This is a genomic window from Acidovorax sp. LjRoot66 (genome assembly GCF_964253305.1).
Taxonomy (GTDB): domain Bacteria; phylum Pseudomonadota; class Gammaproteobacteria; order Burkholderiales; family Burkholderiaceae_C; genus Acidovorax.
In genome coordinates, this window is record NZ_CAXUQU020000001.1 from 3,726,310 (window position 1) to 3,747,677 (window position 21,368).

At 66.8% G+C, this 21,368-nt stretch carries 24 protein-coding genes and 1 pseudogene; 10 read left to right on the plus strand and 15 right to left on the minus strand.

The window, feature by feature from the left end; genetic code table 11:
* Positions 1-8: 8 nt before the first annotated feature.
* The 5 genes from ACSQ3Y_RS17565 to ACSQ3Y_RS17585 all read left to right on the plus strand — a co-directional run bounded on the left by ACSQ3Y_RS17565 (position 9) and on the right by ACSQ3Y_RS17585 (position 6,370).
* Positions 9-899 (plus strand): sterol desaturase family protein, encoded by an 891-nt coding sequence (locus ACSQ3Y_RS17565; RefSeq protein ID WP_436178268.1) that lies wholly within the window; start codon positions 9-11, stop codon positions 897-899.
* Positions 900-1,201: 302 nt separating this feature from the next.
* On the plus strand, positions 1,202-3,208 hold the full coding sequence (gene arsA, locus ACSQ3Y_RS17570) for an arsenical pump-driving ATPase (protein WP_436178269.1): 2,007 nt from the start codon (positions 1,202-1,204) through the stop codon (positions 3,206-3,208).
* A gap of 55 nt (positions 3,209-3,263) precedes the next feature.
* Positions 3,264-3,584 carry an ArsR/SmtB family transcription factor gene (locus tag ACSQ3Y_RS17575; protein WP_436178270.1) on the plus strand — a complete coding sequence of 107 codons (321 nt, stop codon included), beginning with the start codon at positions 3,264-3,266 and terminating at the stop codon, positions 3,582-3,584.
* Positions 3,585-3,650: 66 nt separating this feature from the next.
* Entirely contained in the window at positions 3,651-5,123 is a 1,473-nt protein-coding gene (locus tag ACSQ3Y_RS17580) for an NAD(P)-binding domain-containing protein (RefSeq protein WP_436178271.1), read from the plus strand.
* A 38-nt stretch (positions 5,124-5,161) separates the two neighbouring features.
* On the plus strand, positions 5,162-6,370 hold the full coding sequence (locus tag ACSQ3Y_RS17585; RefSeq protein WP_436178272.1) for an MFS transporter: 1,209 nt from the start codon (positions 5,162-5,164) through the stop codon (positions 6,368-6,370).
* On the opposite strand, the gene ACSQ3Y_RS17590 is transcribed toward ACSQ3Y_RS17585, so the two are convergent.
* The 8 genes and pseudogenes from ACSQ3Y_RS17590 to ACSQ3Y_RS17625 all read right to left on the minus strand — a co-directional run bounded on the left by ACSQ3Y_RS17590 (position 6,367) and on the right by ACSQ3Y_RS17625 (position 13,276).
* Positions 6,367-6,612: a VOC family protein gene (locus tag ACSQ3Y_RS17590; protein WP_436180132.1), complete on the minus strand. Its 246-nt coding sequence runs from the start codon at positions 6,610-6,612 to the stop codon at positions 6,367-6,369. The two genes, ACSQ3Y_RS17585 and ACSQ3Y_RS17590, sit on opposite strands and share 4 nt — an antisense overlap.
* Positions 6,613-6,658: 46 nt before the next feature.
* A pseudogene (locus tag ACSQ3Y_RS17595) lies at positions 6,659-6,802 on the minus strand (VOC family protein); the annotation flags it as partial.
* Between the two features lie 52 nt (positions 6,803-6,854).
* Positions 6,855-7,226 (minus strand): hypothetical protein, encoded by a 372-nt coding sequence (locus ACSQ3Y_RS17600; RefSeq protein ID WP_436178273.1) that lies wholly within the window; start codon positions 7,224-7,226, stop codon positions 6,855-6,857.
* A gap of 260 nt (positions 7,227-7,486) precedes the next feature.
* The gene (locus tag ACSQ3Y_RS17605; protein ID WP_057202927.1) at positions 7,487-7,669 is read right to left on the minus strand and encodes a hypothetical protein; all 183 of its coding nucleotides are present in this window, start codon (positions 7,667-7,669) and stop codon (positions 7,487-7,489) included.
* 635 nt (positions 7,670-8,304) lie between these two features.
* Positions 8,305-8,547 carry a hemin uptake protein HemP gene (gene hemP / locus ACSQ3Y_RS17610; RefSeq protein ID WP_082604200.1) on the minus strand — a complete coding sequence of 81 codons (243 nt, stop codon included), beginning with the start codon at positions 8,545-8,547 and terminating at the stop codon, positions 8,305-8,307.
* Positions 8,548-8,701: 154 nt separating this feature from the next.
* Positions 8,702-10,924 carry a putative bifunctional diguanylate cyclase/phosphodiesterase gene (locus ACSQ3Y_RS17615; RefSeq protein ID WP_436178274.1) on the minus strand — a complete coding sequence of 741 codons (2,223 nt, stop codon included), beginning with the start codon at positions 10,922-10,924 and terminating at the stop codon, positions 8,702-8,704.
* 264 nt (positions 10,925-11,188) lie between these two features.
* The gene (locus ACSQ3Y_RS17620; protein ID WP_436178275.1) at positions 11,189-11,602 is read right to left on the minus strand and encodes a hypothetical protein; all 414 of its coding nucleotides are present in this window, start codon (positions 11,600-11,602) and stop codon (positions 11,189-11,191) included.
* Positions 11,603-11,644: 42 nt separating this feature from the next.
* The gene (locus ACSQ3Y_RS17625) at positions 11,645-13,276 is read right to left on the minus strand and encodes an esterase/lipase family protein (protein WP_436178276.1); all 1,632 of its coding nucleotides are present in this window, start codon (positions 13,274-13,276) and stop codon (positions 11,645-11,647) included.
* Between the two features lie 213 nt (positions 13,277-13,489).
* Between ACSQ3Y_RS17625 and ACSQ3Y_RS17630 the strand changes: the two genes are divergently transcribed.
* Complete coding sequence (locus ACSQ3Y_RS17630) at positions 13,490-14,419, plus strand: restriction endonuclease (protein WP_436178277.1); 930 nt, start codon at positions 13,490-13,492, stop codon at positions 14,417-14,419.
* On the opposite strand, the gene ACSQ3Y_RS17635 is transcribed toward ACSQ3Y_RS17630, so the two are convergent.
* The gene (locus tag ACSQ3Y_RS17635) at positions 14,416-14,865 is read right to left on the minus strand and encodes a CBS domain-containing protein (protein WP_436178278.1); all 450 of its coding nucleotides are present in this window, start codon (positions 14,863-14,865) and stop codon (positions 14,416-14,418) included. The genes ACSQ3Y_RS17630 and ACSQ3Y_RS17635 overlap by 4 nt on opposite strands.
* A 197-nt stretch (positions 14,866-15,062) precedes the next feature.
* Here ACSQ3Y_RS17635 and ACSQ3Y_RS17640 point away from each other — a divergent pair, with 197 nt between their 5' ends.
* Entirely contained in the window at positions 15,063-16,157 is a 1,095-nt protein-coding gene (locus tag ACSQ3Y_RS17640) for a YihY/virulence factor BrkB family protein (protein WP_436178279.1), read from the plus strand.
* A gap of 31 nt (positions 16,158-16,188) precedes the next feature.
* Here the strand turns inward: ACSQ3Y_RS17640 and ACSQ3Y_RS17645 are convergent, their stop codons facing one another.
* From ACSQ3Y_RS17645 to ACSQ3Y_RS17655, 3 genes are all read right to left on the minus strand, one after another.
* A complete protein-coding gene (locus ACSQ3Y_RS17645) occupies positions 16,189-16,449 on the minus strand; it encodes a hypothetical protein (protein WP_436178280.1) in 261 nt (86 codons plus the stop codon).
* A 67-nt stretch (positions 16,450-16,516) separates the two neighbouring features.
* Complete coding sequence (locus ACSQ3Y_RS17650) at positions 16,517-16,897, minus strand: hypothetical protein (RefSeq protein WP_436178281.1); 381 nt, start codon at positions 16,895-16,897, stop codon at positions 16,517-16,519.
* Positions 16,898-16,998: 101 nt separating this feature from the next.
* Positions 16,999-17,496: a hemerythrin domain-containing protein gene (locus tag ACSQ3Y_RS17655; RefSeq protein WP_057202918.1), complete on the minus strand. Its 498-nt coding sequence runs from the start codon at positions 17,494-17,496 to the stop codon at positions 16,999-17,001.
* 220 nt (positions 17,497-17,716) lie between these two features.
* On the opposite strand from ACSQ3Y_RS17655, the gene ACSQ3Y_RS17660 reads away from it, so the two are divergent.
* The 3 genes from ACSQ3Y_RS17660 to ACSQ3Y_RS17670 all read left to right on the plus strand — a co-directional run bounded on the left by ACSQ3Y_RS17660 (position 17,717) and on the right by ACSQ3Y_RS17670 (position 19,503).
* On the plus strand, positions 17,717-18,268 hold the full coding sequence (locus ACSQ3Y_RS17660; RefSeq protein WP_057202917.1) for an ATP-dependent Clp protease proteolytic subunit: 552 nt from the start codon (positions 17,717-17,719) through the stop codon (positions 18,266-18,268).
* Positions 18,269-18,368: 100 nt separating this feature from the next.
* Positions 18,369-19,184, plus strand: a complete 816-nt coding sequence (locus ACSQ3Y_RS17665; protein WP_057202916.1) for an EAL domain-containing protein — start codon at positions 18,369-18,371, stop codon at positions 19,182-19,184.
* A gap of 91 nt (positions 19,185-19,275) precedes the next feature.
* Entirely contained in the window at positions 19,276-19,503 is a 228-nt protein-coding gene (locus ACSQ3Y_RS17670; RefSeq protein ID WP_436178282.1) for a hypothetical protein, read from the plus strand.
* Positions 19,504-19,607: 104 nt separating this feature from the next.
* Here ACSQ3Y_RS17670 and ACSQ3Y_RS17675 read toward each other — a convergent pair whose 3' ends face one another.
* From ACSQ3Y_RS17675 to ACSQ3Y_RS17685, 3 genes are all read right to left on the minus strand, one after another.
* Positions 19,608-19,955, minus strand: coding sequence for an Hsp20/alpha crystallin family protein (locus ACSQ3Y_RS17675; RefSeq protein WP_436178283.1), 348 nt, complete (start codon positions 19,953-19,955; stop codon positions 19,608-19,610).
* Between the two features lie 217 nt (positions 19,956-20,172).
* A complete protein-coding gene (locus tag ACSQ3Y_RS17680; protein WP_436178284.1) occupies positions 20,173-20,577 on the minus strand; it encodes an Hsp20/alpha crystallin family protein in 405 nt (134 codons plus the stop codon).
* Between the two features lie 29 nt (positions 20,578-20,606).
* Complete coding sequence (locus tag ACSQ3Y_RS17685) at positions 20,607-21,059, minus strand: Hsp20/alpha crystallin family protein (protein WP_436178285.1); 453 nt, start codon at positions 21,057-21,059, stop codon at positions 20,607-20,609.
* Positions 21,060-21,368: the final 309 nt, after the last annotated feature.

A 21,368-nucleotide genomic window follows, 5' to 3' on the forward strand; every position in this document is an offset into this window, starting at 1 on the left:
GACCGACCATGCCCGTCTTCTTGTCCCGCCATCTCCTGGTTCTGGTCGCTGTGGCCAGTCTCGGTGCGTTCGCCGCCGTCCGCGCTGCCGGGGGCCCGCTGGAGCCGGTGGTGCTGCTCGCCTCGGTTTTGACGCTGCTGCTGGCCAGCGTGCTGGAGCGCTATTTCCCCTACCGGACCCGCTGGAACCAGCCGAACGGAGACCGCGCCACCGACTGGGCCAGCGCAGCCACCCTGGTCGCCGTGGTGGAGCCGCTGCTCAAGCTGCTGGGCACGCTGGCGCTGCTCGCGGTCTACGGGCACGGCGGGCCCGGCAATACAGGCAGCTCGGCGTGGTTGCAAAGCCTGCCCTTTGCACTACAGGTCCTTCTGGCAGCGCTCTTCATCGAGTTCGGCAAGTACTGGGCGCACCGGCTGCACCACAGGCTGGCGCCGCTGTGGTGGCTGCACGCGATGCACCACGGCAGCGAGCGCCTGTACGCGCTCAACAACCTGCGCTTCCATCCGCTCAACCACTCCCTCAACTTCGCACTGTCGATGCTGCCGGCCCTGCTGCTGGGCTTTTCGGCCGAGGCGATCCTGTGCTACCTCGCCATCTCCCAACCGGTGCTCATGCTGCAGCACGCCAACCTCGATCTGCGCAGCGGCTGGGCCAACTACGTGTTCAGTACCAATGAAGTACATCGCTGGCACCACTCCACCGAAAGCAGCGAGGGTGACTCCAACTTCGGCAGCGCCTTCGTGTTGTGGGACCAGGTCTTCGGCACCTTCCGCTACACGCCCGCAGGCAACGACCCGGCGAGGGTGGGCCTGTTTGCTGCCAGCGCGCTCCATCCGGCGCGTGCGGGCTACTGGGGCCAGTTGAAGTCGATGTTTCTGCCGGGGTGCTGCAGGGCGTGAAGACGGTCTCCCTGGCCCGCCTTGCTCCCCTCGCCGCGCGGATGACGTGCTCCCCATGGCGGTCCAGGTGCAGCCTCCGTTCTCCTGGTGCACCAGGCCACCTAGGTTCGCTGGCGCACAGAGGCAAGGCACCCATGGGCCTAATCCTCCCTCCAGGCGTTCACACGGGAGTTGACCCAGATCAGCCCCCTTGCCTAGCGGGCGGAGCCCAATGGCGGTGCCATGTCGCCCCGTAGATGCTTGGCCGCCACTGCCCACGCGCTCCCATCCCTTTATCAGCACACTCCACCAAGGCCGCACCCATGCAAATCAAAGTTCTGGGACCGGGCTGCAGCAAATGCCACAGCACGGTCGGCACCATTGAACGGGCCGCACGGGATGCGGGGGTCGAGGTGGAGATCCTTCAGATACAGGACATGGCAGAAATCCGGCGCGCCGGTGTCATGGCCACCCCCGCCGTCATGATCGACGGCCTGGTGGTGCACAGCGGCGGGGTTCCATCGCACCAGCAGGTGCAGGCCTGGCTGAAGCCCATGGGGTTTTTGAGCCATCCCACCCGGCACCTGTTCTTTACCGGCAAGGGTGGGGTTGGAAAGACATCGCTGTCCACGGCCGCTGCGCTGGCGCTGGCCGATGGTGGCAAGAAGGTGTTGCTGGTCAGCACCGATGCCGCGTCGAACCTGGACGAAATGCTCGGCATCGCGCTGCGCAACATCCCCACGCCGGTGCCCGGCGCGCCGCGGTTGTCGGTGCTGAACATCGACCCCGACACGGCGGCAGAGTCCTACCGCCAGCGCGTGCTGGTGCAGATGGGCACTGGCGCCAGCGATGCCGAGCGCGCGACGGTGCGCGAGCAGCTGTCGGGCGCCTGCACCACCGAGATCGCTTCGTTCGACGAGTTCGCCTCCCTGCTGTCGGGCGAGGGCGGGGCGTTCGAGCACATCGTATTCGACACCGCACCGACGGGGCACACCCTGCGGCTTCTGAGCCTGCCCAAGGCATGGAGTGGCTTTCTGGACGGCAATGACCGCGGGGCCTCGTGCCTGGGCCCGCACTCGGGCCTGAAGATGCAGGAGGCCCGCTTCAAGGCGGCCCTCGACGCCCTGAGCGACCCCGCCAGGACCACGGTGGTTCTGGTGGCCCGGCCGGACAAGGGCGCCATCGCCGAGGCGGCGCGCACCTGCGAGGAACTGCATGCGCTGGGGCTGAACAACCAGCGGCTCGTGGTCAACGGCGTGTTCCACGCCAGCGAGCGCACGGACGGGGTGGCCGCCGCCATCGAGAGCCTGGGGCAGCAGGCCCTGGCCGAAATGCCCGACGCCTTGCGCGCCTTGCCCCAGGACCAGGTACCGCTGCGCAGCTTCGACACGGTCGGCCTTCCCGCCTTGCGGGCGCTGCTGTCTACGGAAGTGCACCACGCTGCGCCCCGCCCGGCGCCGGCCATCGAGCGCACCGCCCCCCTGCCGGGTCTGTCCGCCCTGGCCGATGAACTGGCCGCTGCCGGCCACGGGCTGATCATGGTGATGGGCAAGGGCGGCGTGGGCAAGACCACCGTGGCCGCCGCCCTGGCGCTGGGGCTGGTGCAGCGCGGCAAGACCGTGCACCTGAGCACCACCGATCCGGCCGCCCACCTGCAGGGCACGCTCGATGGCCAGGTGCCGGGCCTGCGCGTCGACCGGATCGACCCCAAGGTCGAGACGCAGCGCTACGTGGACAAGATCATGGCCGCCAAATCACCCGGTCTGGACGCCCAGGAACAGGCGCTGCTGCTGGAAGACCTGCGCTCGCCGTGCACCGAAGAGGTCGCTGTCTTCCACGCCTTCTCGCGCATCGTCAGCGAGGCGCGCAGCGCCTTCGTCGTGCTGGACACCGCGCCCACCGGGCATTCCCTGCTGCTGATGGATGCCACGGGCGCCTACCACCGCCAGATGGTGCGCGAGTTCGAAGGGCATGGCGCGGGCCGGCTCGTCACGCCCTTGATGCGGCTGCAGGACGCGGCATACACCAGGATCATCCTGGTGGCCCTGCCCGAGGTCACGCCTGTGTCGCAGGCCGCAGAGCTGCAGGAGGACCTTCGGCGCGCCGGCATCGAGCCCTATGCATGGGTGCTCAACAAGAGCGTTTTGGCGGCGGGCACGCGCGACCCTCTGCTCGCCGCCCGCCTCGATGGCGAGCGCAGGCAGATGGCGCGCATGGCCGATGGCCTGGCCCAGCGCACCTTCACCATTCCCTGGCTGACCCGTGCGCCGGTGGGCATTGCCGAACTGTCCAGACTGGTCGTTTCGGCTTTGCCTGGTCAGCACCCTTGACATGGTTGATCCAAAGATCGATCATTCGTAAAAATACGAATGAGAAGAGCCGCCCATGTCCTGCTGCCCTGGTGATGAAGAAGTGGACGTCTTGGTCCTGCTCGATGATGACCGCACGGCCGAGCTGGCCATGCTGCTGAAGGCGCTGGCCCACCCGGCCCGCATCCAGCTGCTGCGCCACCTGTCGAGCTATGGCCAGTGCTACTTCGGCAGCCTGGCCGACGTGGTGGGCTTGGCGCCGTCCACCACCTCGCAGCATGTGAAAGTGCTCAAGGAGGCGGGGTTGATCCTGGGCTCCGCCGAGGAACAGCGCACCTGCTACTGCATCAACCCTGCGCGGCTCGCCGAGCTCAAGCAACTGGTCCAGTCCCTGTGAGGAGGCCGAGGCCTCTTCTTTTTGTCATGAATGTTCGTTAATCTACGAAATACGAAGGAGATCCCCATGGCTGATTCCACATCCCGCTCTTCATTCACGGTGGCCGTGATCGGTGCCGGCCCCATCGGGCTGGCCGCCGCCGCCCACCTCGTCGGGCGCGGCCTTGCGGTGGAGGTCTTCGAGGCTGGAGCCGGCGTCGCTGCCCATCTGCAGTCGTATGGCCATGTGCGCCTGTTCTCGCCCTGGCGCTACAACGTGGACACTGCGGCGCGTGCGCTGCTGGAAAGCACTGGCTGGGCCATGCCCGATCTCGATGGCCTGCCCACGGCCGGCGAATTGGTGGAGCGCTATCTGGGGCCGCTGGCGGCGCACAGGGCGCTTGCGCCGCACATCCATTTCGGCCACCAGGTGCTGGGCATTTCGCGCGCGGGCTTCGACAAGGTCAAGACGGCCGGACGGGAGCATGCGGACTTCGTGCTGGTGGTGCAGGCTGCCGAGGGGGTAAAAGAGGTCCGGGCCCAGGCCGTGATCGACGCGTCGGGCACCTGGGGCCAGCCCAATCCCATGGGCATCCATGGCTTTCCCGCGCTGGGCGAGGGTGCGGCGCAGGAACATATTGCCTACGGCATGCCGGACATCCTCGGGGCTGCCCGTGGGCGGTATGCAGGTCGCTCGGTGATGGTGGTGGGTGCGGGCCATTCCGCTGCCGGCAACCTGCTGGCGCTGGCAGCACTGGCAGATGACGAACCTGGCACCCGCGTGCACTGGGCGGTGCGGGGCAAGGACCTGCGCAAGGTCTTCGGCGGCGGCAGTGCCGATGGGCTGCCGGCACGCGGCGCCCTGGGCACCCGACTGCGCGATCTGGTCGAACAGCAGCACATCATCCTGCACCTTGGCTTTGGCGTGCAGGCCGTCGAGCTGCTCGCGGACCGCATGACCGTGCGCGCCATCGATCCGACCCTGGCCGCCGTGGAGGGCATCGATGAGATCATCGTGGCCGCGGGCTCGCGCCCCGATCTGTCGCTGGCGCGCGAACTGCGCACCCGCCTGGATCCCTGGATCGAAAGCACCGAGGCGCTGGCAGACCTGATCGACCCCAACCTGCACAGCTGCGGCACCGTGCGGCCCCACGGCCACAAGGAACTGGCCCACCCGGAGCCCGGCTTCTATGCCATTGGCGCCAAGAGCTACGGGCGTGCGCCCAACTTCCTGATGGCCGCGGGCTATGAGCAGGCGCGCTCGGTGGTGGCCGCCATTGCCGGCGACTGGGTGGCGGCCAACCAGGTACAGCTCGACCTGCCGCAGACGGGGGTGTGCTCGGTGGACCTTTCCGAGCCGCCAACGGGGCAGACCACCGCTGCTGCGGGTTGCTGTGGTGGCCCGGCGGTGCAAGAAACGTCGGCATGCTGCGCGCTGGACGAGACAGAGAAGGCCAAGGGCAGCGGGGGATGCAGCTGTACTCCGGCTGCGGCTCCCACGGCGTCCAAGGCGGCATCCTCGCAACAGGTGGTGACGGCCAAAACGTCATGCTGCGGCTGATGCCCGCCGTCCCCATGGATTAGCCGAGAGGATTCCCCTTGCCACACCTGACATCAGCAACCACAGTCGCCAGCCTGGGCACGGCCCAGACCCTGGCCTGGGCATCGACCTACTACCTGCCGGCCATCCTGGCCGCGCCCATGGCACGCGAGCTCGGTGTGTCGGTGGCCATGGTGTTCGCTGCGTTCTCGTGCGCGCTGGTGGTCTCCGCACTGCTGGGGCCCTATGCCGGCCGCAGCATCGACCGCTGGGGCGGTCGGCCGGTGCTGATGGCGACCAGCGTGGTCTTTGCGCTGGGCCTGGCCGCGCTGGCGATGGCCCAGGGCCCGTGGGGTCTGTTTGCCGCCTGGGTGCTCATCGGCGCCGGCATGGGCAGTGGGCTGTACGAGGCGGCCTTTGCGGCGCTGGTGCACCTGCATGGCAAGAACGCGCGCAACTCGATCACGGGCATCACCCTGATCGCCGGCTTTGCCAGCACGGTGGGCTGGCCGCTGTCGATGTGGATGGAGTCGCAATGGGGCTGGCGCGGCGCCTGCTGGACCTGGGCCGCGCTGCACCTGGTGGTGGGGCTGCCGCTCAACGCCTGGACGCCACGCCGACCGCAGGCCGAAGCGGTGGCCGCGAACACCGCAACACCGCAGGGCGTGCAAGCGCTGGCTGCAGATCCTGAACCTGCTCATGCGCGCCGGGCCACCCTGCTGCTGGCCTTTGTGTTCGCGGCCACCTGGTTCACCAGCACCGCCATGGCGGCGCACCTGCCGCGCCTGCTGCAGGAGGGCGGCGCCACGCTGGCCACCGCCGTGGCCGTGGGCGCGCTGGTGGGGCCGGCCCAGGTGGCGGGGCGCCTGCTGGAGTTCGGCCTGCTGCGCCACGTGCATCCGCTGCTGTCCGCGCGCCTGGCAGCGCTCATGCATCCGCTGGGCGCCGGGCTGCTGGCCGTGGCCGGCGCACCGGTGGCTGTGGTGTTCGCGCTGTTCCATGGCGCAGGCAACGGCATCCTGACGATTGCCAAGGGCACGCTGCCGCTGGTGCTGTTCGGCCCGGCGGGCTACGGGCACCGGCAGGGGTTGCTCATGGTGCCGGCGCGCATTGCGCAGGCGGCGTCCCCATGGCTGTTTGGGCTGTGCCTGGACCGGCTGGGGGCCGGTGCGCTGTGGGTGTCTGCCGGGCTGGGTGTCGCGGCCTTCCTGGCGCTGCTGGCGGTGGCAGCGCCGAGCGATGGCGGGCCCCGCGCACGCGAAGCCTAAGCCGGGTTGGGTGCGCCCCATGCGGCGCACTGGATGACCACGCGGTAGCCATCCGGGTCTTCGAAGGTGCGGCCCGACTGGTTCCAGTAGGGGTTGAATGACGGAACTTCCACGAAGCCCGCGCTGCGCGTGGCGTCGCAGCGTGCCTGCCAGGCCTGGGCATCGGGTACGTAGAACCAGCAGGTCTTCGGGCGTCGGTGCCGGCACGAGCGGGTGGCTTCTGCAGACCGTGAACTCCCAATGGAAACCTGCGCCGGGGGTTCCGAGCATCACTCCGTCAAAGCCGTCGTGGTCGCTGAAGCTGCCCAATTGCACGACTCCAAGACCTAGCGTGTACTGGGCCACGGAGCGGGCCAGGTCGCTCACGGGACGCGCGATTCGAAGATGGGCGTGCATGGGGTTCATCGGGATGGGCAGGCATGGCCCTGGCATGCCAGGGGCCGCCGCGCTTCATCTTCGCGGGGCCGGGGCGGACCGGGCAAGCTCAGCGCAGGCGCGCTTCGAGCTGCGTTTCGATGTTCTCGCGTTCGGTGTTGAACTGCAGTGCCGTGATTTCGCTGGACTCGTACTTGCGCGCGGTGGAGAGCAGCAGCACGGTGTTCTCCAGCCGCGTGTCCTGCTGCATGGAGGGGGGCAGGGCGGTCAGCCGGTCAAAGCTCTGCTTGTAGAACTCGCTCCACATCAGCGCGCCGGCCTGGGCTTGCGCCTTGGCCTTGTCGTGCCAGCGGGCAAATTCGTCGAGAGAGCCTTCGCGGGGGCTGGAGCAGCCTGCCAGCAGGGCCGACAGGGAGACCGCCAGGGCGGCAACCAGAACGGCAGGGCTCTTGCCATCAGGGGTCAGGAAACGTGGGTTCACGGTATTCCTCCTACGGTATGCAGCGCCGGAAATTCCGGTGTGCAGCGCCAGATGGTACTCTCGTGCTCCTCTTTTTGCCAGCAGGTTCCGCGCGGGCGTTGCGTTTGCGCCCTTTTTCGGGAGCAGCGGGCATGGAGCACTGCCGTCACGGGGCCGGCCCAGGAGGTGAGAGGGGGACATCCTGCGGCGAATGCGCAGGCAGGGGATCCACGAATCGCCGGGAAGACCGGGGCACCCGCAGGGCCCCCGTGCCCGCAAACTTACTCGGGGAATCCTTGCGTGAGGATCTGCTCCACGCCACCGGGCAGGCGGACCATGGAGTCCACCGACTGCACCGTGATGTCGGGCATCAGGACGGTTGCCGCCGCCAGGAAGGCCAGCACGACGGTCACCACAAACGCGGCAACGGCACGCGCACGGGGAGGCAGGTGATGGAACTTCATGGCACTACTCCTGGTGGGTAAAAACAATCCGGGGCAGGGGCCTCAATGACCCCCGAATCAGCCTCAATGGCCGATGGGTAGATTTCAGCAAAGTGTCCCAGTTCCGCGTGTAAGACAACAGCGATAAATGGGCTTGGTGACCGCTGTTACGGGTGGTTGCGTGTGAGCGCGCAGACCACCAGCGGGGCGCGACTACGAGGCGTGTTGTCCCCCACCGTAAAAGCCTGCAGCAGGCCATGCGCAGCGTGTGTTGCAGATGCTTGCAAATGGTGCACGGCCACGCCTCCACGGCGGTGCAAGGCAGCCCTGAATGGCCGCCGATGCCCCGCTATGTAACGCCATGCTTCATGCGAGCCTGAACGCGACGGCAAAGCGGCAAAAGGGAGAAACGAAAGCGCGCCACGCGCAGCGCGTGCAGGCACGCAGCGTGGCACCGGTGTTCGCCAGATAGGGGGTGGCGACGGCACCTTCTCTGGCCAGCGGACAGCTGGCACCGCTGCGGCCTGCCAGGTCAGCAGTGGATGCGGGGGGTGATGATGATCGCGGGGAAAAAAAGCATGGCTGCCGGGTTACGGGTGGCTAGCAAAAAAAGACCCTTCGAGACCGAGGTCCCGGGAGTCTCCCCACGATGAAACCTATTTCGTCAGAATCAGCTTTCCGAGCTTGGTGGTCTTGAGCTGGTAGACCGAACCGTTGTGCAGGATGTTCACGACCTTGGCCGTGCCCAGCATGGTGGCGCTGTTGATGCTGCGCAGAAAACCTGCGGCAGTCGACTCGGCCGGCGCCTGCGCCAGAGCATCATCGGCAACTGCCGACGCGCGTGGCGCCGCGGGGCGCTGCAGTCGAAGGACGGGGCGAGGCATGGCAAGTGTCGACATGGTGTGCAGGAATCGGTTGGTTGGTGGACTGGGTGCTGTCTCTGCGGTATGGATGAAGTATAGGGCAACAAATGAGAATGTGTCTCATTATCCTTTGAAACAATAGGTAATTCTGCGAAGGCGGCGCGGGGGGCGCGCGGATGCATTGAAGGGGTTACGCGGATGCCTTGCGCAACGCCCCCAGACCATAGGCTTCGCTGAACTGCTGCGCGGACATGGGCCGCGCGAAGAGATACCCCTGGGCCTCGCCGCATCGCTCGCTGTGCAGGCGCTCGCGTTGGGCCTCGGTCTCCACGCCTTCGGCAATGGTCTTGAGGTCGAAGCTGCGCGCCATGTCCAGGATGGCGCGCACCACTGAGGCTTCGCGCCGCGAGCCCAGCATGCCCTGCACGAAGCTGCGGTCTATCTTGATGCGCGTGAGCGGGTAGCTGGTGAGCAGGCTCAGCGACGCATAGCCGGTGCCGAAGTCGTCGAAGGCGATGCCCACGCCCTGGTCGCGCAGGCGGCGCAGCATGCCGGGCACCACGTCGTCGTGGTCGAGCACGATGTTCTCGGTGATCTCCAGCTCCAGCGCATCGGGTGGCAGGCCATGGCGCGCCAGGGTGGCCATGACCTCGGTGGCCAGGTCGCCCACGCGGAACTGCACGCCAAACAGGTTCACGCCCATGCGCAGGGTGGGCGCGCCGTTGCGCCGCCAGTAGGCCGCCTGCGCGCAGGCCTCGTCCAGGATCCATGAGCCCACGCTGGCGGCAAGGGGGCCACCCTCCAGCGCGGGCAGAAAGGCGGCCGGCGCCAGCAGGCCACGCTGCGGGTGCTGCCAGCGAATCAGCGCTTCGGCACCCGAGAGCGAGCCATCTTCCAGGTGCACCTGGGGCTGGTAGAACAGCACCAGCTCGCCCTTGTCCACCGCGCGGTTCAGCTCCATGCCATACAGGCGCCGGGCCACCGCCGCCATGCGCAGGGCAGGCACAAAGACGGAGCTGCGCCCGCGCCCCTCGGTCTTGGCCTGCGACAAGGCCAGATCGGCATTGCCCACCAGCTCCAGCGCCTCGTGGGCCTGCAGGGGCGCGACGGAAACCCCGCAACTGGCGCCCACGCGCACCTCATGCCCGCCGATGGCAATGGGCTGGTGGATGGCGCTGACGGCACGCTGGGCAAACTGGTTGGCGGCATCGGCATCGCCCACGCCGGGCAACAGCAGGGCGAATTCGTCACCTCCCAGCCGCGCAGCGATGGGCCCCCGGCTCTGGTGGGCCTCGAACAGCGCGTGGCCTGCCAGCCGGGCCAGCCGCTGCGCCACCTCCCGCAGGATGCCATCGCCCACGGCGTGACCCAGCGTGTCGTTCACATCCCTGAAACCGTCAAGGTCCAGCATCAGCACGGCGGCAGCGGCATCCGGCAAAGGGCTGAGCAGAGCCTCCTGCACGCGGCGGTAAAAGCAGGCGCGGTTGGCCAGGCCGGTCAGCGGGTCGCTGCTGGCCTGGCGGCGCAGGTCGTCCTCTTCGCGCCGCTGCGCCGTGAGGTCCTTGAGCACCGCCTCGAAGCGCAGGCGCCCGTTGTGGCGCCAGATGAACAGCGAAATCCCCAGCAGAAAATGCGTGCAGTCCTTGCGCCGCCCGCACACTTCGGTGGGGATCTGCAGGTCCTGCATCGAGGCCGCCGCCACCGCGCGCGCAATCCCTTCGCGCAGGGTGGCATGCTCCTGCTCGGCCAGCAGCAGGTCCAGCGGCTGGCCCACGCATTCGGCAGGGTGGTAGCCGTGCAGCGCGGCGGCGGCGGTGTTGATCGCCACGACGCGCCGCTGCTCGTCGAACCAGACCACCGGCGTGGTGGAGTTGCCCGCGTACTCGTCGAACGAGGGCCGCGTGCGCTCGGACGAGGTCTCGATGCGGTGCAGCTCCAGCCGGTCAGAGGCCATGCGCGCCAGCTCGCGCAGGCGCTCCTGGTCTTCCGTGCTGAAGTCGTCGTGGGGGCGGTCATCGAGCACGCACAGCGCGCCCATGGCATGGCCCTCGGGCGAGAGCAGCGGCACGCCAGCATAAAAGCGCACGTTGGATGGCCCGGTGACCAGCGGGTTGTCGTGAAAGCGCTCGTCCTGCAAGGTATCGGGCACCACCATCACGCCGTTTTGCGTGATGGCGTGGGCGCAGAAGGACACGTCACGGCCCATGTCCATGGGCCCTGCACCCACGCTGGCGGCAAAGAATACGTGGTCGCTGCCGATCATGTTCACGGCCGACACGGGCATGCCGAACATGCGCGCTGCAATGCGTACCACCGGGTCCAGGCTGGGCAGCGCCTGCTCGCCTTCGAGGCCATGGTCTGCCAGGGCCTGCAGCCGCGCCTCCTCGCTCTGCAGGGTAGGGGGGCACTTCATGTGAGCCTCCAGGTAGGGTGGCCAAGTCTCCGCCCCCGGAGACGCATGCCACGTCCCCAAAATAACCGCTTGCCGTCGGCCGCGCTGTAAGACGGCGCTGACAGAACCGGCCAGTTCCGGGAAAGTTAGTGATCTGCCTGAACTTCTACCACGGGCCGTTCAAAACGCCGCCATGTTTATTGCCACGACGAGGGAGGCTGGCTTTTGCACGGAGCGTGGGACTCAGGCGGTGGACTACTGCATGGTCGATGCCAGTTCGCCGCATCAGGTGTCGTTTCTGGATGGGTTGTCCGAGGTGGACTGTGCGCTCTGTTTTGTTCCAAACAGGTATCCGATGATGACCCCGGCAAGTGGCGTCATTGCGGTCACCGCTTTTTCGAATATCTCCTTGCCGGCGAGGCGTCCGGAATGGTCGGCAAAGTACAGGATGGCGGTGAAGATGAAGAGAATGAGAATGCCCGTAAAGGTGGCCGCCGCAAACCGGATTCTTCGCACTTCCAGCTCCACCTTTTCGCCAGATCGCATGATGACCAATGCCGATATGAGCAAAGCGATCAGCACGATGATGAGCGCTATGGCCGCCAAGGTATGGCTCGCGGTCCACGCGGCGGTTTCGGCGGCTTTGGTGGTCGGCTCCTGGCACAGGTTGTATGGCAGGAAGTAGGTGAAGGTTTTCATTTTTGAATGGGTTTTGATAAAGCACGATGCCGTTGGAGATGTTCAGGAGTTCCAGGCCGATATCACGAACCGCAACTGCCCGCGCACGCCGGGGTAGGCCGGCTTTTGCGTGCCCCGGCCTTCCACCGTGTGGCTGTCGAACGGGATCACCACCTCCACCCGGCCGTCGCCGAGCGGCTGCACATCGAGCACCGTCTGTGCCTGCACCATGCCCGTGCCCTGCCAGGAATACTTCACCTTCCAGGGCGTGGCGTCGTTGGGCGGGGGCTCCATCTCCAGGATCAGCGCGTTGCGAAACAGGTAGCCGCCCTCGTAGTGCTCGTTGATCCACAGGCGCTTCTCGATCTCGTAGTCGGGCGCGCGCACGCCGAACTCCAGCCCGTAGGCCAGCGAGCGGCGGCGCGGGTTCACGCGTGCGCTGTTGGCGAGGAACACGCTGGACAGGTAGTGGTGGTTGTCGCTCTGCCAATTGGCGTGGGCCATGCAGGCCACCGAGTCCTCCTCGGCCGTGCGCCGGGTCAGGTACCACAGCTTGCCGCGCGGCGAGGCGCGCAGCTCCATCTGGTAGAGCGCGTTGACCTTGTGGCCTGCGTCCACCTGGGCCTGCACGGGCGTGGGCAGGCGGATCTCGTCGATGTCCGCCCACAGGTCCACCCGCACGTCGCCAAACAGAAAGCGCGCCAGGTTCTGAAACGCCTCTTCGCTGTTCACGATGCCGTAGAAGCCCGAGTGCGCGCGGTAGGCAAACGCCTTGGCGCAGGGCTCGCCCACGCTGTCGTCGGCGTTCAGGCCGTGCAGCGTGGCGTTCTCGATGCGCACCAGCCCGTCGCTGCCGTTGCCCACGAAGGTGCGCGACAGGCCCGCCGCCGTCTCGTAGTCCAGCCGGTTGGTGCCCACCATGCAGAACACCCGGCGGGACGGAAACAGCGCTTCGGGCAGCAGGTCCACGCGCTGGTGCGTGGCATACGCGGGCGCCAGGTCCAGGTACTGCACCATGCGCTTGCCGCGATTGAAGTTGCTGATGTCCATGGCGGAGAGCCAGGCCGGTGCGTTGATGCCCGCCACGTCGATGCCGTTGTGCGGCGTGGCGTAGGTGAAGAATTTGTCCACGTGGGGCCGCATGCCCTGCGGGTCCAGCGCCGGGTTCTGCAGTATGGCCCGGCATACCAGCCCGCCCATGGAGTGCGCCACCAGGTAGCAGCGAAAGTCCGCAGGCGCCACCGCGTTCGCGGCATTGGCGCAGACCAGGTCGCGCACGCGGGCCAAAAGCCGGCTCAGCTCCTTCGCAAAGTCCTCGATGCCTGGCGTGTTGCCGTCGCCGAGCAGGGTCGATGCGCTGTCGTAGTAGCGAAAGATGATGATGCTCTGCCCCGTCAGCACATTGCCCGTGGGCTTGCCGTCGGCCGTGGTTTCCCACTCGGGGTCCACGATGTCGTAGCCGTCCTCGTACACGTCGGTGTAGCCGTGGTCCGACGCCAGCCGCACCAGCGGCGACTCGAACACATGCTTGCGCGGCTTGCTGCGCCGCTCGGGCACGGCCCGGTGCACGGTCGACCCTGCGTTGAACCCGCAGAACGGGTCGGCCGTGGTCTGGTCGATCTCGCCCTGCGTCATGGCGTAGCCACGCACATAGATGATGGGGAAGTAGGGGGCCTTGAAGGTGGCTGCAGGCATGTTGGTTGCGCTCCCGGTGGTGCAGCCGCTGCGGGCGGTGTCCGGGGGACCGGCGTGCGTGCGGCAAGTGCGCGATGGTCTGGGGGCGCGCTCGGGGCGTCAAGAGAAATAGTGGTGCAGAACGTGTCGCCAGTGCCGTGCAATTCAAAACTAGCCAAGCACCCCCTGTTTCGAATAATGCGAGCAACACCCAACAAACGGGAGGGAACCACCATGGCAGCACGGCGCAAGAAAACCAGCCCCCTGGAGGACATGATGGACATCGTCGCCCTGTTGCCCTGGTGGGCTGGCGTGGGGCTGGCGGTGGTGTTCTACCTGGTGCTCAGCCCACTGGCCGCGTCGTTCAGCCAGCCGGCGCCGGTCAAGCCCGGCCAGATCGGGGCGATGGTGCAGGGCGCGCTGCTAGGCGGCCTGGCCATGGTGGGCCAGTATGTGGCGCCCATGGTCTGCCTGGCCGGCGCGGCTCTGTCTGGCTGGCGGCGCCGGCAGCGCCGGGCCCTGGTGGACGAGGTGGCGCAGGCCCCTGCCGCCAGCACCATCGACGGCATGTCCTGGGCCGAGTTCGAGATGCTGGTGGGCGAGGCCTACCGGCTGCAGGGCTTTCAGGTGACCGACACGGGCGGTGGTGGGCCCGACGGCGGGGTGGACCTGGTGCTGACCCGGGGCGGTGAGAAGTTCTTCGTGCAGTGCAAGCACTGGAAGGCCTTCAAGGTGGGCGTGGAGACGGTGCGCGAACTCTACGGCGTGATGGCCGCGCGGGGGGCCACGGGCGGCTTCGTGGTGACCTCGGGGCGCTTCACCAACGACGCGAGGCTCTTCACCCAGGGGCGCAACCTGCAACTGGTGGACGGGCCGCGCCTGCTGGCCATGCTCCAGCAGGCGCAGCAATCCCGGTCGGCGGTGGCGGCGGTCATCGCCGCCCATGGCGGGGTGCACCACGAACCGCCGGAACCCCCATCCGTGCCATCGGGGCAGGCCGCCGCAGTCGCCCCGGCCGATGCCCCTGCGAGTGCCCAGCTAGGCTGCCCCAAGTGCGGCTGCGGAATGGTTCGCCGCATCGCGCGCACCGGCAACAACGCGGGGAGCTCATTCTGGGGCTGCTCCACCTTCCCGGCGTGCCGCGGGGTGCGGCAGGTGGACTAGGACTGGCCCGAGCGGTCCGGCTGGGCCGGTGCTGAAATGTCGGACAGGGACGCGGCCACGTCCAGTGCCTCACCGCGTTCCTTCACCGCCACGTCGCCCAGCGACAGAATGCCCACTAGGCGCTGGTCGCCGTCCAGCACCGGCAGGCGGCGGATCTGTGCGCGCGACATCTGCTGCAGCGCCTCATCGATCGATTCGCCCTCGCGGGTCGATTGCACGTCGGCGCTCATCACGTCCTTGAGCTGCGTGGTCCCGGCATTGCGGTCCTGCGCCACCGAGCGCAGCACGATGTCGCGGTCGGTCACCATGCCCACCAGCCGGTCGCCATCGCACACGGGGATGGCTCCCACATTGAGCTCTTGCATGGCCTGGGCTGCCAGCACCACGCTGTCGGTAGGCGCCAGGCTGCGCACGCCACGGGTCATTACTTCGGATACGGTTGTCATGGAGGTTTTCCTTGAGGGCAAAGGGTCCAATCTATGCCGGCGCTCCGGCGGCGTCTGTAGGAGCACAAGCTTTTCGCCCGCGCCGCACAAGGCTGCTGCCCGACCTCCTGCGAGATGGGCGACGGGCGCGCTCATTGCCTACACGTCGCTGCTTTGTCCGCAGGTACAAATGGCACACACACTGCCCTGGCCACGCCATGAAAATCTCCACCCTGTTCGACATCAGCAAAAAGACCGCCATGGCCTGGGTGGACGACTACGCCCCCAGCATGGGGGCCGCCATCTCGTACTACACGGCCTTCTCCATCGCGCCGCTGCTGGTCATCGTGATCGCGATTGCGGGCTATGTGTTCGGCGAGGAGGCCGTGCGCGGCGCGCTGCAGGGCCAGATATCGGGCCTGGTGGGCAGCGATGGCGCGGCCGCCATCCAGGGCCTGGTCAGCAGCGCCCGGGAGCCGGCCGAGGGCCTGGTCGCCAGCGGCATCAGCATCGTCTTTCTGGTGATTGGTGCGACCACGGTGTTCGCCGAAATCCAGAGCGCGCTCGACCGCATCTGGCATGTGCCCGAGAAGGCCAAGCCCAGTGGCCTGTGGGGCCTGCTGCGGGCGCGCTTTCTCTCCTTCGGGCTGATCCTGGGCCTGGCCTTCCTGCTCATGGCATCGCTGGCCGTGAGTGCGGCGGTGGCGGCGCTGGGCACCTGGTTCTCGGCGCTGCTGCCGGGCTGGGAGATCGTGCTGCAGGTGCTCAACATGGCGCTTTCGGTGGTGGTGGAGACCCTGCTGTTTGCCATGATCTTCAAGCTCATGCCCTCCACCCGCATTGCCTGGAGCGACGTGTGGGTGGGGGCCGGCGTGACGGCGGCACTGTTCGAGCTGGGCAAGGTGCTGATCGGGCTGTATGTGGGCAAGGCCGGCATCAGCTCCACCTATGCTGCGGCCGGCTCCATCGCCATCATCCTGATCTGGGTGTACTACGCGGCGCAGATCTTTCTGCTGGGCGCCGAGTTCACCAAGGTGTATGCCACCGAATACGGTTCGCACCGCGGTGCGCCCAAGACCCAGGCACCCGAAACCCCGGTAAAGAGCGAGGACCCCGTGCCTGAAGTGCCACCCCAGCCTGTGAGGTGGCCTGGCGACCCGGCCGGGGGCGCTGCGCGGCGGGGCGGCGATGGTGAAGACCTGCCGCTGGCCACGCGCATCGCCCTGGTCGCTGTGGTCGGGGGGCTGTTTGCTGCGCGCGCTGCCGTCGTGCAATGGATCGGTGGCAGAAAGCGGCGCGTGCGCCAAGGCTGACGCTGCAGCCGCGGGCGCCTCAGCCCGGCGATCACTCGGTGAGTTTCGGGAATTCCAACGGAACGAAATGCTGCCAAAAGCGCCGTGGCAATTCCCGCAAGGTGTCTTCCCGCGAGAGCGGCCACTGCGCATGCACGAAGACGCTCACGATCCGCCCCTCGAAATACCGGCCCATCAACCGATAGGCGCCTGCGCCGCCTGGCCCAATGCCGTGGGGTGTGGCTGCCGGGCAGTCGGGCAACTGCCGGGTCTGGCCATCGAGAGGGCCGCCAACGTACAAAGCGGTGATCATGGTGTGCGCAAATGGATGGGGGAGCGGGGGCTTCGGTCCGCCGTGGCCCGGCTGCAGACAACAGCGCTTACGCCCGTTTTGTTGCAGTAGTGCGCATGCGCCAGTACCAGCACTCGCGCAGCAACCGGCGGTCGGGACCGGGCAGGTCACCGGGCACGGCATCTCCAGGCTCGAATTCGACTTCGATTTCCACGCTGCAGTACTCGGGTACGGTCAGGTACTCCTGCGCGGCATCCAGCGCATCGGCCCAGACCTGCGCCGCGCGGATCTCCGTGTCCGAAAAAGCCCATCCTGGGATAAGCAGCCCGGAGTTCACCATGGAGTGGTCGCGCCACGCCATGTAGGGATGCTCTTGCGCCTCGTCGCACACCCTGCGCGCCGCTGCGAGGGCGGCATCGGCCATTTCCTGGTTTTTGGCATCTTCCGGATAGGTCAGTATCAGGCGCATCCACGGACTCCGGTGAAGGGGTGGCTGAGCGGCCGAGGCAGGCGGCGCGAGGCGGAGCGCGATGCCCCGATCAAGGGGCCCGAAGGCCCCTCAGGCAGCGATCAGGCGGGCGCGAGCTCCGCCTCCATCAGCTCGGCCTTGCGCGCTTCCAGCGCATCGCGCATGGCCACCAGGTCGAGCTTCTTGGCGGCACGGGCCTTGGGGAACATCTCGTTGCGCTCTTCCTTCACGTGGTGGTCGATGTACTCGCCCAGTACGATGACCTTGGCATCAAACTGTTCGTCGACCTCGGTGGCTGCCTCGATCTGCGCGATCAGGTCCTTGGCGGTCTGGTGTTCCACCTCGGCTTCGGCCAGCAGGTCGGTTTCCTTGATGGCGGCGCGCACTGCGGGGTAGAAAATCTCTTCCTCGATCTGGGCGTGCACGGTCAATTCCTTGCAGATGTGCATGGCCAGGTCCAGGCGCTTTTGTTTGGCAGCGCGGGCCTTCGATTCCATGAGCTCCTCGAACTCCTTGAACATCTTCTTGACGGCCTTGTGGTCTGCATCGAGCAGGTCGCAGGCATCTTTTTCGCGGCGGGCTGGGGTGGTGGTGGGCATCGTGGGCTCCGTAGGTAGTGGGGCCTTGATCATTGGGCGGCGCGCGTGCGGGCACTGTAGGCGCAGCCTCGCAGCGGGCGTAGGAGCAGCAGCAATCGGGCGCGCGTAGGCTGCGGCGTCTGGCTTGCGTGCCAGATTGGGAGTGCGTCCTACAGCCCAGCTGCGGCGTGGCTTTACGCTCGGTGGTTGCCTGTTCTGGCCCTCCCATCTCTTTACCGCTATGAAATCGCTACCCTCGCTCGCACCCGATATCCGCCTGTTCGGCAACGTCAACGAAGCCATGCTGTCCGAGTTCTTTCGGCAGCAATCCGAAGCGAGGGCCGGCGCCCCCATCGTGTTCGAGCTGAGCACCTCCGGCGGCGATGCCGAGTCGGGCCGCCGCATCGCCGAAGAACTCCGCCTGTGGCAGAAAGCGGGCACCGAGATATTCTTCCTGGGCAAGACCTACGTGTTCTCCGCCGGCATCACCATCATGTCTGCCATCCCCCGCAGCCACCGGTTCCTGACGCGCGATTGCGAGCTGCTCATCCATGAGCGCAAGATGACCAAGCAGATCACCCTGGATGGCGCTCTTCGCAGTTGCCGCGCCAAGATCAACGATGTGCTGGCCGAGATCGAGTCGGGCCAGCGGCTGCAGACCGAAGGCTTTGCGCAGCTGGTGCATGGCTGTTCCCTGACCGTCCAGGATGTGGAAAAGAAGGTGCTGGAGAAAGACTGGTACCTCACTGCGCAGGAGGCGCTCGACCATGGCCTCGTCGGTGGAGTGGTCTGATCCGCGCGTTTGCGCAGCAGCGGTCGCGCTGCCCGGCTGGTGGCTACCATGGCAAAAACCCGAAGCAGCGCCATCCTTTCTAGGCCTTTAAATTGTAGTGATGCTGTCCCTACCCACCGTCAATCCTCGTTTCCCCACCGACTTCATCCCGCTGGAAGGCTCGCGGCAGGACTGTGAAGACTGCGGCAAAGGGGAGAAGCTGGGGTTTCAGTTCGACTACGCCTACCAGCCCATCGTGGATCTGGAGAGGCGCACGGTGTTCGCGCACGAGGCCCTCGTGCGTGGGCCCGCAGGCGAGGGCGCCATGACCGTGCTGTCCCAGGTCAACGACGGCAACCGCTACCGCTTCGACCAAGCCTGCCGTGTCAAGGCCATCAAGGGGGCGAGCGAGCTGGGCATACGCGAGCCGGTCTCCATCAACTTTTTGCCCAACGCCATCTACAAACCCGAGGTGTGCATTCGCACGACGCTGGAGGCCGCCCGCACCCACCACTTTCCGCTCGACCAGATCATCTTCGAGGTGACCGAAGGCGAGCGCGTGCAGGACGGGCCCTGGTTCGCCTCCATCTTGCGCGAGTACAAGCGCTGCGGGTTCAAGACCGCCATCGACGACTTCGGCGCGGGGTATGCAGGCATGAAGCTGCTGTCCGACTTCCAGCCCGACATCATCAAGATCGACATGGACCTGATCCGCAACGTGGACGCCAACCGTGCGCGCCAGGCCATCGTGCGCAGCCTGGTGTCCCTGTGCAAGGACATGGACATAGAGGTGGTTGCCGAAGGCATCGAGACGCCCGCTGAGCGCGATTTTCTGCGCGATGCAGGCATCCACCTCATGCAGGGCTATCTGTTTGCCCGGCCGGCCTTTCGCTCCATCGCGCAGGTGGATACCTCGCTGTTCAGCGCCCGGTCTTGAATTTCCGGCGGCGATTTCCTATCATTTCACCGGCCTCGCGCCACCCCCTGCCACGAGCAATCGGCTCACTTGCCAAGAAAGGAGTTTGACCATGAATTCGCATTCCCCATCTCCCTCTTCGGGAGCAGACCGTGCCACCCGTGGTGCGGGCCGGCGCAGCGGCTCATCAATGCGCTACCTGTCGCAGCTGCAGACCGACGCCTACCTCCTCGCGCGCGAGGCGCTGCGGCGGGTGCAGCGTACGTCCACACTGCTTGAAGCGGGCTTGCGCTCGCCCGAAGTAGCCGGCGCCCGCGGAGACGGGCGCCATCTGCACTGAAAAAAGCGCAAGCCTGCACCACACCCCGTGGGTGGCGGTGCCATGAAAATCGCCCGGACGAAGCCGGGCGGATTGTTGTGCCGCAAGGGCGGCGCAGGCAGGCCTTAGGCCAGGTGCAAGGCGATGGCCCGGCCTCGCACCGCGTCGGACTTGGGCAGCTCGATGCGCAGCACCCCATCGCGGTAGATGGCCTTGCTGTTGTAAGCATCTACCGCCGTTGCAAGCGACAGGTCGCGGCGCAAGGGACCATACGCATGCCGGGCGATGTGCCAGCGGCCCACCGCGCCGGCCTGGTGGATGCGCTTTTCGCCCCATACGGTGAGCACATGGCCATGGAGCTCGATACGGAAGTCCTCACGGCGCATCCCGGGGGCCTCGACGCGCACGACCACCTTGGCGGGGCCGTCGAAAACGTGGGCCGCAGTGAAGGCCCAACCCCTCAGTCGCGGCATTGCGCTGAGCGGCGCTGGCGGCCAGCGCCGGCCAGTTGGGACGGGTGCTGGCCACAGCCGCGCGAGGGCGCTTCTGGCCCGGCTGGCGACCTTGCTCCATGCTTGCCACAGTGCACTGCTCGCCTGGTCGGCCCCTTGTCCGGATTGTTCTGCAATGGGGGTCATGTTTCCTCCTTTCTGAACAAAGATCTCATTGCAAGCTGCGTCGGCCACGCCCTCAACCTGCCATCACGGCGATCCGGCGCGGTTGCGCATGGGCCTGCTTGGGGATGCGCAGGCACAGCACGCCGTCCTTCAGGCTGGCTTCGATGCGCGCCGTGTCCAGCTCGCGGCTGAGCGTGAAGCTGCGGCGGTAGCGGGGCACCCGTACCTCGGCGTAGATGGCCTCCAGGCCGTCGGCGGCATGGGGCCGCACGCTGCCTTCGATCCACAGCGATTCGCCTTCCACCTTCAGCTCCAGCTGCTCCTTGGGCACGCCGGGCATGTCGGCCAGCAGCGTGATGCAGCCGCCGTCCTCGAACACGTCCACGGCAGGGAGCAGCGCGCGCTGCGTGTCTCGGTCGGCCGCAGTCGAGGCGGACGCAGGCGAAGAGGTGGTGGCCATTTGTTTTTGTTCGCTCATGATGGGTTCTCCTTGGGATGCGATGCGGGTCATTGCACGGTGATGCGCTTGGGCTGGGCCGACTCGCGCCGCGCAATGCTGATCTGCAGCACGCCGTCGCGGTAGCTGGCATTCACCTGGGCCGGATCCACATCGTCCGGCAAAGACACGGTGCGGGTGAACGAACCCACGCTGCGCTCGCTGGCATACACCTGCACCTTGGGGTCGGCGGCGGGGATGCCGGACGCGCGCTCACCGGCAATGCGCAGCACGCCCCGGTCCAGGCTCACGTCGATCTTCGAGGCGTCCAGCCCCGGCGCGAAGGCATACACCTCCACGCTCGTGGGGGTGCGCCCCACATTGATCGCCGGCAGCGTGCCCGCATTGACCGAGCGGATGCTGCTGGGCAGCCCCGTGGCACCGAAAACATCATCCAGTTCGCGGCGAAGCCGCTCGAATTGACCGAACAGGCTGTTCGGTTGACTCAACAACGATACATACATGGTGTGTCCTCCGTTGGGTTGAATGACACCGGTCGGAGACCCGCCCCCGCCGGTTCGACTGCAGAAATAGAGGCGGCCAAAACAGTTTCAAGAGGGGATTTTTGAGGACGTTTTGCAGGCATTTTTTGCCCGCAAGCAGACCTCCTGCATGCCCGAAAGTGGAAGCCGGGACGAAAAAAAACCGGCTCGAAAGAGCCGGCTTTTTAGAGCGGATAACAAAACTCAGCGAAGCGGTTCTGGCTAGGCGCTGCGTCGCAGGCAGTACGAGTAGTACGACAAGACGCAGCAACGACGCCAGAAGAGTTTTGT